Source organism: Nonomuraea sp. CA-218870 (assembly GCF_050936535.1).
Classification (GTDB): domain Bacteria; phylum Actinomycetota; class Actinomycetes; order Streptosporangiales; family Streptosporangiaceae; genus Nonomuraea; species Nonomuraea corallina.
In genome coordinates this window covers 1,518,727-1,534,578 of record NZ_JBNJMN010000001.1, presented here as the reverse complement: position 1 = coordinate 1,534,578, position 15,852 = coordinate 1,518,727, and the positions used below count along the sequence as shown (strand labels likewise).

12 protein-coding genes are annotated in these 15,852 nt (G+C 70.8%); 2 read left to right on the top strand and 10 right to left on the bottom strand.

Annotation, left to right across the window (positions count from 1 at the left end; translation table 11 throughout):
• Positions 1 to 186: 186 nt before the first annotated feature.
• The 4 genes from ACQEUU_RS07810 to ACQEUU_RS07795 all read right to left on the bottom strand — a co-directional run bounded on the left by ACQEUU_RS07810 (position 187) and on the right by ACQEUU_RS07795 (position 5,559).
• A complete protein-coding gene (locus tag ACQEUU_RS07810; RefSeq protein WP_433062209.1) occupies positions 187 to 1,494 on the bottom strand; it encodes a PQQ-binding-like beta-propeller repeat protein in 1,308 nt (435 codons plus the stop codon).
• Positions 1,495 to 2,158: 664 nt separating this feature from the next.
• Complete coding sequence (locus ACQEUU_RS07805) at positions 2,159 to 4,108, bottom strand: ATP-binding protein (RefSeq protein WP_433062206.1); 1,950 nt, start codon at positions 4,106 to 4,108, stop codon at positions 2,159 to 2,161.
• 96 nt (positions 4,109 to 4,204) lie between these two features.
• The gene (locus ACQEUU_RS07800) at positions 4,205 to 5,044 is read right to left on the bottom strand and encodes a PhzF family phenazine biosynthesis protein (RefSeq protein ID WP_433062204.1); all 840 of its coding nucleotides are present in this window, start codon (positions 5,042 to 5,044) and stop codon (positions 4,205 to 4,207) included.
• A gap of 80 nt (positions 5,045 to 5,124) precedes the next feature.
• Positions 5,125 to 5,559 (bottom strand): CBS domain-containing protein, encoded by a 435-nt coding sequence (locus ACQEUU_RS07795; RefSeq protein WP_433062202.1) that lies wholly within the window; start codon positions 5,557 to 5,559, stop codon positions 5,125 to 5,127.
• Between the two features lie 172 nt (positions 5,560 to 5,731).
• Here ACQEUU_RS07795 and ACQEUU_RS07790 point away from each other — a divergent pair, with 172 nt between their 5' ends.
• Entirely contained in the window at positions 5,732 to 6,715 is a 984-nt protein-coding gene (locus ACQEUU_RS07790) for a CapA family protein (RefSeq protein WP_433062200.1), read from the top strand.
• 25 nt (positions 6,716 to 6,740) lie between these two features.
• Here ACQEUU_RS07790 and guaA read toward each other — a convergent pair whose 3' ends face one another.
• Genes guaA through ACQEUU_RS07770 form a run of 4 tightly spaced genes read right to left on the bottom strand, consistent with a single transcriptional unit; the run spans position 6,741 to position 11,066 of the window.
• Positions 6,741 to 8,288, bottom strand: a complete 1,548-nt coding sequence (gene guaA, locus ACQEUU_RS07785) for a glutamine-hydrolyzing GMP synthase (protein WP_433062197.1) — start codon at positions 8,286 to 8,288, stop codon at positions 6,741 to 6,743.
• 33 nt (positions 8,289 to 8,321) lie between these two features.
• Positions 8,322 to 9,812, bottom strand: a complete 1,491-nt coding sequence (locus ACQEUU_RS07780; protein WP_433062194.1) for a DUF885 family protein — start codon at positions 9,810 to 9,812, stop codon at positions 8,322 to 8,324.
• 24 nt (positions 9,813 to 9,836) lie between these two features.
• Entirely contained in the window at positions 9,837 to 10,580 is a 744-nt protein-coding gene (locus ACQEUU_RS07775; RefSeq protein ID WP_433062191.1) for an N-acetyltransferase, read from the bottom strand.
• A 12-nt stretch (positions 10,581 to 10,592) separates the two neighbouring features.
• On the bottom strand, positions 10,593 to 11,066 hold the full coding sequence (locus tag ACQEUU_RS07770; protein WP_270153294.1) for an Lrp/AsnC family transcriptional regulator: 474 nt from the start codon (positions 11,064 to 11,066) through the stop codon (positions 10,593 to 10,595).
• 64 nt (positions 11,067 to 11,130) lie between these two features.
• On the opposite strand from ACQEUU_RS07770, the gene ACQEUU_RS07765 reads away from it, so the two are divergent.
• A complete protein-coding gene (locus ACQEUU_RS07765) occupies positions 11,131 to 12,486 on the top strand; it encodes a pyridoxal phosphate-dependent decarboxylase family protein (RefSeq protein WP_433062188.1) in 1,356 nt (451 codons plus the stop codon).
• Here the strand turns inward: ACQEUU_RS07765 and ACQEUU_RS07760 are convergent.
• Positions 12,476 to 14,152 carry an FAD-dependent oxidoreductase gene (locus ACQEUU_RS07760; RefSeq protein WP_433062185.1) on the bottom strand — a complete coding sequence of 559 codons (1,677 nt, stop codon included), beginning with the start codon at positions 14,150 to 14,152 and terminating at the stop codon, positions 12,476 to 12,478. The two genes, ACQEUU_RS07765 and ACQEUU_RS07760, sit on opposite strands and share 11 nt — an antisense overlap.
• Complete coding sequence (locus ACQEUU_RS07755; protein WP_433062183.1) at positions 14,134 to 15,636, bottom strand: succinic semialdehyde dehydrogenase; 1,503 nt, start codon at positions 15,634 to 15,636, stop codon at positions 14,134 to 14,136. The genes ACQEUU_RS07760 and ACQEUU_RS07755 overlap by 19 nt, the downstream gene beginning before the upstream one ends.
• Between the last annotated feature and the right edge of the window lie 216 nt (positions 15,637 to 15,852).

Below are 15,852 nucleotides of genomic sequence, written 5' to 3'. Positions count from 1 at the left end.
ATCAAACAGAGCCTTGCAGGCTACCTCACATATCGCTCATGTCGCTATCGAAATAGCTCAATCTGACCGTTCGGCAAGGCCTCAATCCTTATGACGCGTCCAGGCGACGAAAAGGATCGGAGGAGTTCGTGAGTCCCTTGCCGGCGCCGTCCACCACCCGGCAGACCGAAATCCCCAGGCCGGCCCTCAGCGGAGCACGGTGAGGGAGGGCACGACATCGATCTCGCGTGAGGTCGGCGTCACCACCAGTGTCCCCTGGCGCTCGAACACCTGGCTGGACTTGGTCGATGACCACGCGGGCGTCAGCGCGCCCTCCTTGACGACCGAGGTCTCGCCGGTCTTGTGGTCGGTCACCACCAGGTAGCCAGCTCCGCCTCCGGTCTGCAGTGCCCACACGCCCCGGTCATCGACCCGGATGATCTTCGTTTCGCCCTGGTTGCCCTTCTCAGTCCACCGTTGTTTCCCGGTGGTCAGGTCGAACGCGACCATGGCCCACGGGTCGGCCGCTTTGTTCACCGCATAGAGCGTGTCGCCGTGTACGACCATCGAGGGCTGGTCGATGGCGGCCGACGAGGTGAGCGAGGTCGTGCCGAGCACCTGGAGGTCCCGCCCGGCCGCCTCCGCCGGTATCTCGGCGGTCTTCTCGCCCGCGGCGTCGAGTGCGACCACGGTCGGTATCGGCGCTCCGGTGCCGGTCACGGCCACGACAGGGTCATGGGAGACGACGTTCAGCACGACCGTCCGGTCGCCCAGGAACGTCTCGGTCAACTCCTTGCCGGTCGCCGGGTCGTACGTGACCAGGAACGTCCCCCTCTTCGAGATGCAGCGTCGGTCGGAGACGAGCCGCTTGTCCCCCATCGCCCATACGTCCCCCCGGCAGTCGCCGTCAGCCTGGCGCCACCGCTGCCGGCCGTCGGAGATCCCGAAGGCGGTCATGGCGCCCTCGTCGTCGACCACGGCCACATCGCCCGCGACGACGAGGCGCGTCACCTCCGGCTGTTGCCCCGCGTTCTTCGGCATCGGCACCTTCATGGTGCGGGCGAGCTTTCCGGCCTTGAGGTCGATCACTCCCAGCCGGTCGCAGCGTCCGCCGCCGTAGGCGATCACTCCCCGGTCCCCGGACGCGGTGGTGGCGGCCGTGCACATCCGCGCGCCGTCCGGCACCGGGACGGTCCACGCCGGCGTGCCGTCCGCCACCCGGTACGCCGCGACGCCGTCGGTCGAGGCCCGGATGACGAAATCTCCCGTCAGCCAGGTGGCGTACGTCGCGACCGGCTCCGAACCGCCGCCCAGCCGCTCCTCCCTGGACTCCTTGGTCCAGGCGATCTCCATCTCGTCGTCACCGCCGGCGACCGAGAGTTCGACGTCGCCACTCCCGACGGCCATCCAGACGAGGCCGGCCCCCACGGCGACGACCAGGATCACGCTGACCACGGCGACCACCGCGATCAGCGGCCCGCGTCCTCCGGAGCGTCCCTTGCGGCCGGTCGGCATGGGCCCAGGCGCTCCTGGCCCGTACGGGAAGTGAGGCGGTCCCGGAACCTGAGGCGGCATCGGCGGACCGCCGGGGTGACCGGGCGCACCCGCCCCCGGATAGGCCGGTGGATGGCCAGGCGTCCCGGCGTACCCAGGCGGAACCTGCCCCGGATACGGCGCGGCTGGCGGGTAACCGGCCTGCGGGTATGAGCCCTGCGGGTGACCGGCCTGCGGGTGACCGGCCTGCGGGTGACCGGCCTGCGGGTGACCGCCCTGTGGAGTCGTGTCCCACGGGGATTGGTGTCCCTGTTGCCCGGGCGGAGGACCCCAAGGCCCGCCGTCCGGCGGCGGCACCGGCCCTCTCCGTTGCTCAGGCGGCTGTCCGGCGTGCCCGTAGGGATCGTGCTGCGGCATGAGGCCCCCTCCTCCTTGCCCGACCTTTCATACCGCCCTGATCAAGTGGCGCACGTGGCGCGCGCATCGGTGCGCGGAGGCAACCAGGATCCGGAAAGCGGCATTTCGAACCATAAAGGATCTTATAGTCAAACCAGCCGCAGCCCTGGCACCAAGGATCAGTCGCCGAGCCGGTCGACGAGCCGCCCGATGATCTCCTTGTTCCTGTCCGCCTGACGAGGTGAGGTGAACGAGGTGAGGTCAACGAGGTGAGGTCAACGAGGTGAGGTCAACGAGGTGAGGTCGAAACCGTGGCAGCCGCCGGCGTGACATCCGCATGGACGCGGCGGAGGTATTCCACGGCATGCTCGGCGGCCGGATCGTGGTTCAGCCGGTCGCGATAGAAGTGGAGGCGATCCTCGCAGTCGTCGATGATCTCACTCCAGGTCCGCGCCCAGATGCGGACGCCGTTCTTCCATTCGGCGATGCAACCGGGTGGAAGATGCGGTGCGCTCGCGTCCTCTCTGACCACGTCGTCCATCTCCGTGGAGACGACCCAGAAGTCCCAGGACACTCGTGCGTCATGGAACTGTGGGTCGCCGACGACGGCCTTGGCATAGCTCTTGATCTGTGCGACCTCCACCTGACCGATCTTGACCTTGGGCGCCTTGAGCTCGACCACCAGGTGCTCGCGGCCGAAGGTCCCCCGATGCGCCCGGCCCAGCATGAGGTCGACAATGCCTGTTCTGCCGTCTTCGCGGCGCACTGGATGGAGCTGACCGTTCCCAGGCTCACGGCCCAGTGCCATGAGATGCCGCTTGAGCACGGTGTCCAGGCTCTGATCGCTCACCATCAGCGTGTAGGCGTCACCGAAGATCCAGGTCTCACGCTCCAGGATCTTGTGGAGTTCGCTCCGTTCCTTGAGCGTCCTGCTGACCTCCGGCTCGAAGACGAGCTTCTTGAGCGCGGCGAGGAAGTCGAGCCGATCGGTGACCTGGCTCGTGGCCTTGATCACTTCGGCGAGGCTGGTCCTCTGAAGAATGCGCTTGAGCTCTTCCTGCTCTGGCTGAGGCAGCCGGAACAGCTCATCCAGCACGGGGTACAGCCCGCTCGGATCATGAGAAATGATCTCCCGGAGAAGCCGCAGGGTGGTCCTCTTGCTCTGTGTCACGCCGGGCAGTCGGCGGGCGATCCTGGTCGCCACCTCGTCGAACAGCTCACGCTCGACTGCCCGCGCGGGCTCGACCGGTCCAGCTGAGTACGGGTAGACACCCTCGGTCTTCCACTCCTGGATCAACCTGGCCCGGCGTTCCTGCTCGCGTTGCTTGAAATGGGTGCGGAGAGTGTCTCTGGCGATTGCCAGAAGCGGGGCGATCTCGTCAAGCTCCGCCAAGGACAGGTCGTCCCGGCGTTCGACGAAACCGTCCCAGAGCAGGTAGGCCGTGAAGTGATAGCCGGGCGCCTGAATGCCCGGTGAGACGTCGTCGAGGACGACACCATTGGTGTCACAAAGAGCGAGGACACGGCCGACGTCCTTCGGCCATTCGATGACGCGCACCACCGGCGCCGCGTACCCATCCGAGTCCGGCCAGGGCAGCGGGTATTCGGCCACATCGGTCCAGACCGTGGCCGGATCGAGAGGCGTGCCCTGGTAGACGATCCGCACGTCGGGGTTGGCGGCCAGGAAGGGCGCGAACGTCGAAGCCAGTTGCTGGGCGGTGTCGTCCTGAGTGAGGCGGCCCACGAAGTCCGCCGGCACGGACGCCTCGACACGCGTCCCGCACGGAAGCTGAACGGGCTCCGGCTGGGAGATGTCGAAGTCCGCAGGGCTGTCGACGGAGCCGCTGATGACCGTACGCTCGATCCGCCCGTCAGCCGCCTCCGCGACCGTGGCCCACCGGACCTGCCCGCCCAGTGCGAACACGCGAAGTCTGCCCTGCCCGCTCCGCCCGTGCAGGCCACGCTTGAGCTGGGGTGACACCTTGGCCGTCGTCTTCCACGACCCGCCCAGGCCACCGAAGTAGCTCCTGCACGAAGCGTTCGGCATCCCGTGGCCGTCGTCGCTGATGCTGACCGACTCGACACCGCCCAGTTCGTTGATCTCCAGATCGACGGTGACGAGGCTCGCCTCCGCGTCCAGGGCGTTCCAGATCATCTCCACGACGGCGCCCACCGGATCCTTCTGGCGGGCGAGGCGCAGCAGGTGATCAGGTTTGGCCTCGATGTGAACGGTACCCACCCGCTCACTATCCCAGACGACCTGCGGTATCACGCGAAGGATCAGGAGAACGGAGGACTGCCTGCCTCCGCTCATCCGCACCGGCGCGCCTCTCGCCTACGCGATCTCGACCGCCGTTCCCGTGACAGAGATCCCGCACGCCGGGTCCGCGGGGATCGACACCGTGATGGTGCTGGGGCGGCCCATGTCGTGGCCCTGGTGGACCGTCACGGTGGCAGGCAACGCGAGGAGTCCGAGAGCGCGCAGATAGCCGCCGAACGCCGCCGCGGCGGCCCCCGTCGCCGGATCCTCCACCACGCCCCCTGGCGGGAAGGGGTTCCTGGCGTGGAACACGTCGGTCCGTTCCCGCCAGACGAGGTCGATCGTCGTCCAGCCGGCCTGGGCCATCAAGTCCGCCAGCGCAGGGAAGTCGTAGGTGAGGTCGGCGAGACGTTCGCGGGTGGCGGCGGCGATGATCGGATGAGAGGCGCCGGCGTTGGCCACTCTGGGGGGCAGCGCGGGATCCAGGTCGGACGACGACCAGCCCAGGGCCGACAGGAGGTTCTCCAGGAGCGTGTCGTTCATCGCCTCCACGCGCGGCGGGACGCTGACCAGGGTGGCGACGGTGTGGCCGGCGGAATCCACAGAGGTCGTCACCTTGATCGGCCCGGCCTGGGTGTTCATGAGCAGGTCTCCGGGCCCGTGTACGTCCGCGAACGCCACCGCCGTCGCGATGGTGGCGTGGCCGCAGAAGGGCACTTCCACCTTCGGGCTGAAGTAGCGGACCGAGAGCGTCCGGTCGGTCCGTTCTGTCACAAAGGCGGTCTCCGAGTAGCCGACCTCCTCGGCGATCGCCAGCATTCTCTCCGGGGCGAGACCACTGGCGTCGAGGACGACTCCGGCGGGGTTTCCTCCGTCAACGCGCTCGCTGAAGGCCACATATCGCAGCAATTCCATGGTGTGACAGTAAGGCCCGCTCTCCGGCGGGTGGGGCGTCGGGGGTCCCCGTAAGGACGGAGCCCCCGCGCCCGGCCGGGTCAGGAGGGCGTGTAGATCCGGTGGACGAAGTCCGCGAGCTTGTCGTCGGGCAGTTCCTTGGCCAGATCGGCCTCGCTGACCATGCCCACGATCCGCCTGTCGTCGATCACGGGCAGCCGTTTGACCTGGTGCCGGCCCATCTTCTCCAGCGCCTCCTCGACGCCGCTGTCGGCCTTGACCCACACGAGGCCGCGGGCGAGTTCGCCGGCGGTGGTGCTGTCGAGGTCCTTGTCCGCGGCGCAGCACTCGATCACGATGTCGCGGTCGGTGATGATGCCCTTGAGCCGGTCGTCGTCCCCGCAGATCGGCAGCGCGCCGACCGACAGGTCGCGCATCATCCGCGTGGCCTTGCGCAGGCTGTCGTGCTCGCCGATGCACTCGGCCCCGTGGTGCATCACGTCCTGGACCCTCTTGTCAGTTCCCGGTGCGCTCATGTGTGCCTCCCCCGAGAAGGTAGCTGCTGCTTCCACCTGACCCCCTACCCCCGGATGGCGAGTCGTTGCAGGTCGCGGCAGGTTTTCGGCCCGGCGCGAGCCTTCCTTCCGCGCGGCGTCCCGGGATCGGCCGTGCTGTGTTCGACCCCGTCATCGGGGGCAGGAGGAGGTCGTGGCTGTCACGCTCGCGCTGGCGGGTGACACGATGCTCGGTCGGGGCGTCGCGGACCGGCTGGCCGATTCCCACGACCCGGATGCGTTCTTCTCGGACGGCGTCCGGGAGTACCTGTCCGAGGCCGACGCCATCCTGCTCAACCTGGAGTGCTGCGTCTCCGCTCGCGGCAGCTCGCGGTTCGCGCCGGGCAAGGTGTTCCATTTCCGCGCTCCGCCGCAGGCCGCCGATCTGCTCGCCGAGCTCGGCGTCAGCTGCGTCACGCTGGCCAACAACCACGCGCTGGACTACGGCCACGACGCGCTGCTCGACACCCGCGCACATCTCGAACGCGTGGAGATCCGTACGGCGGGCGCGGGCGCGGCTCTCGACCAGGCGCGCGAGCCGGTCGTCCTCGTCGTGCGGGGGCTGCGGATCGCCGTCATCTCCGTGACCGACCACCCGGAGGACTATGCGGCCACCCCCGACCGGCCGGGCGTCGCCTACGCCGACCTGCCCTCCGGCGTTCCCGGCTGGCTGACGGACACGGTGGCGAGGATGCGTACGGAAGCCGATACGGTGCTGGTCAGCCCGCACTGGGGGCCCAACATGACGGCCGGGCCGCTCCCGTACATCCGCGTCGCGGCCACGGTCCTGGCCGACGCCGGGGCGACGCTGATCGCCGGTCACTCCGCGCACGTCGCGCACGGCGTGGCGCCACCGGTCCTGTACGACATGGGCGACTTCCTCGACGACTACGCGGTGGACCCGGAGCTGCGCAACGACCTGTCGCTGCTGTTCCTGGTGACCGTGGACGAGCTCGGTCCGATACGGCTGCGCGCGGTGCCGCTCAAGCTCGACTACTGCCGCACGGTCCTGGCCGAAGGCGAGGAGCGTTCCTGGCTCGGCCGGCGGTTCGTCGGCGCGTGCGAGGCGCTCGGCACGGCGGCCTTCTGGGAGAACGACCTGCTCGTCGTGGACCTGCGGGGCAGGCAGGGAGGGTGACCTGGTCAGGTGGCCCGGTGCGGGGTCACTCCCACTCGATGGTGCCCGGGGGCTTGCTCGTGATGTCGAGCACCACCCGGTTGACCTCGCGCACCTCGTTGGTGATCCGCGTGGAGATCCGCGACAGCACGTCGTAGGGCACCCGCGACCAGTCGGCCGTCATCGCGTCCTCGGACGTCACCGGCCGCAGCACCACCGGATGCCCGTACGTACGCCCATCTCCCTGCACCCCCACCGACCGCACGTCGGCGAGCAGCACCACCGGGCACTGCCAGATGTCCCGGTCGAGCCCCGCCCGCGACAGCTCCTCACGGGCGATCGCGTCGGCTTCACGCAGCAGGTCGAGCCGCTCGCGTGTCACCTCACCGACGATCCGGATGCCCAGCCCCGGCCCGGGGAACGGCTGGCGCCACACCATCGCCGGCGGCAGCCCCAGCTCCTCGCCGGCCCGGCGCACCTCGTCCTTGAACAGCGTGCGCAGCGGCTCCACCAGCTTGAACTGCAGGTCCTCCGGCAGCCCGCCCACGTTGTGGTGGGACTTGATGTTGGCGGTGCCGGTGCCGCCGCCGGACTCGACCACGTCCGGGTAGAGCGTGCCCTGCACCAGGAAGTCCACCGGTCCGTCGGCCATGATGGCGCGCTGCTCGTCCTCGAAGACGCGGATGAACTCCCGGCCGATGATCTTGCGCTTCTCCTCGGGGTCGGAGACCCCTTCGAGGGCCTTCAGGAACCGGTCGGAGGCGTCGACCACCCGCAGCCGCACGCCGGTGGCGGCGACGAAGTCGCGCTCGACCTGCTCGGCCTCGCCCTTGCGCAGCAGCCCGTGGTCGACGAAGACGCAGGTGAGCCGGTCGCCGATGGCGCGCTGGACGATGGCGGCGGCCACCGCTGAGTCGACGCCTCCGGACAGGGCGCAGATGGCGCGGCCCTCGCCGACCTGGCGGCGGACCGCCTCGACGGAGTCTTCGACGATGTTGAGCATGGTCCAGGTGGGGCGGCAGCCGGCCGCCTCCAGGAAGTGCTTGAGCACCTGCTGGCCGTGCTCGCTGTGGAGCACCTCAGGGTGGAACTGCACCCCGTAGAGGCCGCGGCCGGGGTGCTCGAAGGCGGCGACCGGGGTCTCGCTCGTGGAGGCGGTCACCAGGAAGCCCTCAGGGGCGGCGGCGACGCTGTCGCCGTGGGACATCCACACCTTCTGGGCCGCCGGGAGGCCCGCGAAGATCACGCCTTCGTCGAGCACCTCCAGCGCGGTGCCGCCGTACTCGGCGACGCCGGTGCGGGCCACCTCGCCGCCCAGCGCCTGCGCCATCGCCTGGAAGCCGTAGCAGATGCCGAACGTCGGCACCCCGGTCTCGAACAGGCCGCGGGGCACGGCGGGGGCGTTTTCGGCGTAGACGGACGAGGGGCCGCCGGACAGGATGATCGCCTTGGGGTTCTTCGCCATCATCTCCGCGACCGTCATGGTCGACGGGACGATCTCGGAGTAGACGTGGCACTCGCGCACCCGCCTGGCGATGAGCTGCGCGTACTGCGCGCCGAAGTCGACCACCAGGACCGTGTCGAACTCAGACACCGAGAGAACCCCCCAAAGGCGAATGCGGTGAACTCAGTCTATCGACAGCAGACCCAGCGGCGGCGACCCGAGGTCGAGCAGGTGCCTGTGGAACCGCTGGAGGGTGAATCCGGCGCCCCACGCCTGCCGTGCCTGCTCGCGCAGGTCCATGATGACCAGCTTGCCCCAGGTGTAGCGGCCGTACGTGGGATCGAACGTGGCCCGCCTGGCCTCGGCCATCGCGGCCGGGCCGGCCAGGTGGGTGTGGTCGGCGAAGCGGGCGGCCGCGTCGTCCACCGTCATCGCGCCGGTGTGCACGCCGATCGCGCAGGCCAGCCGGGTGACGCGGATCAGCGCCTCCACCCAGACGCCGATCTCGAAGCGCGGGTCGCCGGACTCGAAGCCCTCTTCGACGCAGAGCTCCTCGGCGTAGTGCGCCCAGCCTTCGGCGAACGAGAACGACTGCAGCAGCCGCCGCACGTCGGACCGGGCCCGGCGCAGGGCCAGGCCGTGGGAGAAGTGGCCGGGCGCGACCTCGTGCACGTTGATGGCGGGCAGCGTGGTGTCGCTGAAGACCTCCAGCCACTCCTCGACGTCCTGCGCCGGCCAGGACGGGTCGGGCGGGGTGACGTAGTACCAGGACGGGCCTTCGGGCTCGCCGGGGGCGTTCCACGACATCATGGCCATCGCCCAGCGGCGCGACTCGGGGGCGAGGCCGACCAGGCAGGTGCCGTCGTGGTAGGGGGCCAGGTCCTTCTCGCGGGTGAACGCGATGGCCTTCTCGGTGCCGATCCTGGCCGCCTCGATCACGCCGTCGATGTCGGGGTGCTGCTTGACCAGCTCGCGGACCACGTCGAGCGGCGGCCTGCCGCCCTGGCCGAGCCGGTCGCAGGCGTCGGTGAGGCGGGCCGTCAGGCGCTCGCGTTCGGCGTCGGCGCGCTCGGCCAGCCTGCCGAGGTCGACCTCCAGCCCTTCGGTGGCGCCCATGAGCCGGGCCAGCGCGTCCGCGCCGAGCGCGGCGTCCGGGTCGCCGTGCTCGGCGGCTTGTTCGACGTGCGCGACCAGGCGGCCGTGCGCCTCCAGGGCGGCCTGGTCGGTGATGCCCGCGGCCAGGCCCTTGACCGCGCCGAGCAGGGAGGCCGCCACGGGGGCGCTGACCTGGTCGAGCGCGGCGAGCGCGTGCCGTACCGCTTCTGGCCAGCGCGCGAGGTGGGCGGCCCGGGCGGCGGCGCGGCGCTCCTCGGGGGCGTAGTCGCGGTCGTAGCAGGCGAGCTCCAGGTTGGACAGGTGGAACAGCGGGTTCCTGCGGTGCAGTTCGAGCTCGCCGAGCTGGACCCGCAGGGCCTGTTCGAAGACCTGGAGGTGGCGGGCGTCGTGGGGGTCTCCCGGAAGGTCGCCGTCGCCGAGCCGGGCCAGGCCGGCGCGCACGCCCTCGGGAGACAGGTCCTGGACGGCGCCGTCGTACTCGTGCCGTCCGCCTGACTCGCGCGCTTCCGGGACCATCAGGTCGATGATGGCCCGCAATCTGGGCTGGAGTTCCGTCATGCCGGAAACGCTAACGCCTGATCGTCAGCCGAGCGGGTGGCTGACCCAGACGTTGGGCTCGACGTAGACGGCGTGGTCGTGCTCGGGCTGGACGTGGACGGGGTTGAGCGCGCCCGGCACCTCGACGGGGCCGGGCCGGTCGAAGGGCAGGCCGGTCCACGCGCGCCACTCGGCGAGCGTGCCGGCGATCGTCATGGAGCGCGGCGCCACCTTGACGATCTTCCCGCCGGCGCGTACGTGCACCCGCAGCCACGGGTCGTGCGGCAGCCCGTCGGCGCGGGCGCGGAAGGCGTACTCCGCCATGGGGGTGTGCGGTTCCCGGTGCTTGTGGTTGGGCCGTACGGGGGCGACCAGCTCGTCGAAGCCGAGGCGGGCGGCGTTGTCGCGCATGGCGGCCACCATGAGCGGCGAGACGCCCTTGCCGAGCAGGTCGCGGCGGACGGTGATCTCCAGCGCGGAGATCCGGCCGGGCCGCTCGCCGCGCTCGCGGGCCAGCCAGGCGCGCCGGATGACGCCGTCCCAGCCGTCGTCGGGCAGCTCGCCGTCAGTGAGCGTGAACGGCATCGTGCAGCCCCGCGCGACCAGCCGGCCGGGCTCGGCGTCGTCGTCGGCGACGAGGACGTACGCGGGATAGACCGTGTCGGCGACGGCGTAGAAGAAGTCGGCGATGGGGTCCTTCATCATGAACTCCGGCCAGGCGTTGTCCATGTCCCACAGGGTCGCGGCGAACTCGGGGCGCTCCGCGAGCGTGGTGATCCGAAGGGCCATGGCCGGATATTTTCACATATCGGAGGGCCGCTGGACGGGCTGATGCTGGCTCTTGAAGATCAGCGTGGTCTGCAGGTGCACGATCTCGGGCCGTACCAGGAACTTCTCCAGGCACAACCGGTGCAGGTGCTCGGCGTCGGCGACCGCGACGTGGACCAGGAAGTCTTCAGCTCCGGCCACGTGGAAGAGCGTGATCGTCTCGGGCAGCGACAGCACGAACGCGCTCAGCGGGTCGACGAGCTGGCTGGTGTGCGGCCGTACCCGGAGGGCGAGCAGCGCCTGCAACGGGCGGCCCAGCCTGGCGATGTCGACCGAGGCGCGGAAGCCGGTGATCACCCCGCGCCGGCGCAGCGCCCGCACCCGTTCGAGCGCCGTGGAGGGCGCGACGCCCAGCCGCTCTGCAAGATCCTTGTTGGGCAACCGGGCATCTCGCTGCAACTCGGCCAGGATGGCCAGGTCGATCGAATCCAGTTCGGCGTTATGCACCAGTATCGGCCTCCAATTCGGCAAGACTAGCCGTACGCCGACGATATCCCCAGTATTCCGGGATATGTGGAACTTTGAGGAGTTCACCGAGTCGGCCGGTGTCACGGTCGAGGAACTGACCACCTACGTGGCGGACAGCCAGCGGGGCGCGGCCCCCGTGGTCCGGCGCACGCCGCCGGGCGAGCTCGCGGACCGGCTGCGGCTGCGTGAACTGATCGCCAAGGGCGGCATGACCCCCGAGTCGTACCGCGACTTCCTGCGCACCTACCTGGCCGAGGGCACCCGGCTGCACCACCCGGCGTTCCTGGCCCACCAGGCCGCTCCCCCGGACTTCCCGGCCGCGCTGGCCGACTTCGTGCACGGCGCGATCAACAACCCGATGAACATCTACGAGATGGGCGCGTCCGCGGCCACGGTCGAGTTCGAGGTCCTGCGCTGGATGCTGGACAAGGTGGGCTTCCCGGCCGGCGGCGGCGTGCTGACGCACGGCGGCTCGCTGGCCAACCTGACCGCGATGCTGGCCGCGCGGGCGCGGGTGGCACCGGAGGCATGGGAGCGGGGCGTGCCGGACGACCTGGTGATCCTGGCCCCGCCGTCGGCCCACTACTCGATCTCCCGGGCGGCCTCGATCCTCGGGCTGGGGCAGCGCGCGATCGTGCCGCTGGAGACGGACGAGCTGGGCCGGATCGACCCGGCCAGGCTGCCGGACCTCCCGGGCAGGCGGGTCATGGCGCTGGTGGCGGCCGCCTGCGCCACCGGCACCGGCCTGTACGACGACCTGCGGGCGATCGGCGAGTGGTGCCGCGAGCGCGGCGTGTGGTTCCACGTGGACGGCGCGCACGGCGCCTCGGCCCTGCTGTCGGACCGGCACGCCCACCTGCTCGACGGCGTCGCGCTGGCCGACTCGGTGATCTGGGACGCGCACAAGATGCTGCGCGCCTCGGCCCTGTCGGCGGCGGTGCTGGTGCGCAGGGAGAGCGACCTGGACGCGGCGTTCAAGCAGGAGGCCAGCTACCTGTTCTACGGCGACCAGGGCTTCGACCAGATCCGCCGCACGGTCGAGTGCACCAAGGCCGAACTGGGGCTGAAGGTGTTCCTCAACCTCGCCTGGCGGGGCGAGCGCGGCCTCGGCGACTACGTGGCCTCCCGGTACGACACCGCCCGCCGGTTCTGGGAGCTGGCCCGCGAACGCCCGGGGTTCACGCTGCCGTACGAGCCGGAGAGCAACATCGTGTGCTTCCGCTACGGCGACGGCGACCAGGCGGCGATCCGCGAGCGGCTGATGAGCGACGGCACCTTCTACCTCACCTCGACCGAGCTGGCCGGGGTCCGCCACCTGCGGATCACGGTGATGGCCCCGGCCACGGACGACGCCACCCTGACAGCGCTCCTGGACGAGATCGAGGCGGTCAGCGGGTGATCAGCCGGAGCGCGGCGGGGGCCGTGGCGGGCACCGCCGGGGAGCGCGGCGCGACCGGGTCCAGGGGCCGGTAGGCCGAGCCGAGCGGCGGGCGGCCGTCGGGCTCGCCCGCGTTCGGCCAGAACGCCATCGCCCGCTCGGCCAGCGCCGTGATGGTCAGCGAGGGGTTCACGCCCAGGTTGGCGGACACGGACGAGCCGTCCACGACATGCAGCCCCTCGTACCCGTAGAGCCGGTGGTACGGGTCGATCACGCCCTCGTCCGGCGAGGCGCCGATCGCGCAGCCGCCCAGGAAGTGCGCGGTCGCGGGGATGTCGAACAGGTCCAGCCACGACCCGCGCGGCTCGCCGCCGGCCTCCTCGGCCCCGATCCGCACCGCCTCGTGCCCGGCCGGGATCCAGGTGGGGTTCGGCTCGCCGTGGCCCCGGGCCGAGCGCAGCCCGAACCGGCCGCGCCGTACCGTGATCGAGTTGTCCTTGGCCTGCATGACCAGCGCGATCACCGACCGCTCCGACCAGCCGCGCAGGTCGAGCAGGCGCAGCGCGTGCAGCGGCCGGCGCGCGGCCTCGCGGGCGAACGCCTTCCACCGGTTGCGTCCGCCGTCGATCAGCAGCGTGCGCAGCAGGCCCATCGCGTTGGAGCCGTCGCCGTAGCGGACCGGCTCGATGTGCGTCTCGGCGTCCGGGTGGATCGAGGAGGTGATCGCCACCCCGGCGTTGAGCTTCTCGCCGTCGCGCGACAACCGCTCGAAGCCGAGCAGCGCCTCGGAGTTGGTACGGGTGAGCGTGCCCAGCCGGGGCGAGATCCGGGGCAGCGTGCCGTCGTCGCGCAGCCGGTGCAGCAGCCGCTGGGTGCCCCACGTCCCGGCCGAGAAGATCACCTGCCGGGCGGTGAAGAGCCGGCGCTGCCGGGCCGAGCCGGTCCGCCGGGCGAGGACCTCGTACCCGCCGGACGGCAGCGGGCGGACCGAGGTGACCGTGCACTCGGCGTAGACCCGGGCGCCCGCCCGCTCGGCCAGGTAGAGGTAGTTCTCGGTGAGCGTGTTCTTGGCGCCGTGGCGGCAGCCGGTCATGCACGCGCCGCACTGCACGCAGCCGCGCCGTTCCGGTCCGGCGCCGCCGAAGTACGGGTCGGCGCCGTCGGGCCCGAAGTAGACGCCGACGGGGGCCAGGCGGAAGGTGCCGCCCACGCCCATCCGCTCGGCGATCTTCACCATCACCTCGTCGGCCGGGGTGCGGGTGGGGTTGACCGTCACCCCGAGCATCCGCCTGGCCTGGTCGTAGTAGGGCGCCAGCTCGCCCTTCCAGTCGGTGATCGAGGCCCACTGCGGGTCGCGGTAGAACGGGTCGAGCGGTTCGTAGAGCGTGTTGGCGTACACCAGCGACCCGCCGCCCACCCCTGCCCCGGCGAGCACCATCACGCCGGTGCCCTTCTCGCCGCGGACCAGGTGGATCCGCTGGATGCCCTTGAGGCCCAGCCACGGCGCCCACAGGAAGTCGCGCAGCCGCCAGGAGGTGGCGGGCAGCGTGGACCGCTCGAAGCGCCGCCCCGCCTCCAGCACCGCGACCCGGTAGCCCTTCTCCGCCAGCCGGAGCGCCGAGACGCTGCCGCCGAACCCGGAGCCGATGACGACGACGTCGAACCCGTTCACTTCACCCTCAGCCACTTCATCACCTTGAGCGTGGTGGCCAGCACGTCCGCCCACGCCTCCTGGGACAGGTCGAACGGCGGCTCCAGGCGCAGCCAGGACGCCTGCGCGGCCACGGTCTGCGCCTCGGTGTAGCGCAGCAGGCCCTCCGCGCCGTGCCTGCGGCCCAGGCCGGACGCCTTCATGCCGCCCATCGGGGCGTCGTAGGAGGCGTACGCGGCGCCGTACCCCTCGTTGATGTTGACCGTGCCGGCCTTGATCCGGGCGGCGAGCGCGCGGCCGCGGGAGGTGTCGGTGGTCCAGATGGAGGCGTTGAGGCCGTAGGCCGTGTCGTTGGCCAGCTCGACCGCCTCGTCGTCGGTGGTGAACGGGTAGAGCGCCACCACGGGGCCGAACGTCTCGTCGCGGCAGAGCTCCATGTCCTCGGTCACGCCGGTGAGCACGGTCGGCTCGTAGAACAGCGGGCCGAGGTCGGGCCTTGCCCTGCCGCCGGCGAGCACGGTGGCGCCGCGGGCGACGGCGCCCTCGACGTGCCGGGTGACGGTCTCCAGTTGGTGGCGGTGGGTGAGCGAGCCCATCTGGACCGACCAGTCGCGGCCGGCGCCCAGCTTCAGGTTGCGCACCTGACGGGCGAACCGGTCGGCGAACGCCTCGAACAGAGACGCGTGCACGTACAGCCGCTCGATCGACAGGCACAGCTGGCCGGCGTTGGCGAAGCAGGCGCGGATCGCGCCCTGCACGGCCAGGTCCAGGTCGGCGTCGTCGAGCACCAGCATCGGGTTCTTGCCGCCGAGCTCCAGCGAGCAGCCGATGAGCCGCTTGGCCGCCTCCTCGGCGATCTTCCTGCCGCTGCGGGTGGAGCCGGTGAAGGCCACGTAGTCGGCGCCGTCGAGCAGCGCCTCGCCGATCTCTTCCGGGTCGCCGGGCGTGATCTGCCAGAGGTCGCGCGGCATGCCGAGCTCCACCAGCAGGTCCACGGCCCAGCGGGTGGACAGCGTGGTCTGGGTGTCGGGCTTGTGCACGACCGCGTTGCCCGCCAGCAGCGCGGGCACGGCGTCGGTGACGCCCAGCGACAGCGGGTAGTTCCACGGCGAGATGAGCGCGACCACGCCCTTGGGCCGGCGCAGCTCGCTCACCCGGGTGGCGATCGGGAAGACGCCCTTGCGTCCCTGCGGGGCCAGCAGGCCGGGCGCCCGGCGGGCGTAGTAGAGCACGCAGCCGGCGACGTCGAGGACCTCCTCGAAGGCGTGCGAGCGGGCCTTGCCGGTCTCGTCCTGGAGGAGGTCGAGGATCTCCTCGCGCCGGTCCAGGATCACGTCGTGCAGCCGCAGGAACGGTCTTGCCCGTTCCTGAGGGGGTTGGGCTGCCCACGCCTCTTGCGCTGCTCGTGCTTTGCGGTACGCCTCGCGCACGTCGTCCGCACCGGCCAGTGGGAGTTCGGCGAGGGGTTCGCCGGTGAAGGGGGCGATGATTTGCCGGGTCCTGCCGGTGGTGACGTGCATGCCAGAAGGATATTCGGGTTGGCTACTGACCGGTAGATCAGCAGCCAGACGGCGTGACCGCGGCGAACGTCAACGTGCGCGCCCCGCGAGAAGGTCATCCCATAGCCGCATCGCCTCGGCGGCACGCAGCCAAGGACTCTCACTGACCTGGCTGCCGCCAGACGATCGCACGGTCCGGCGGATGTGGACCAGCCCGCCTGACGTACACAGCTCGTA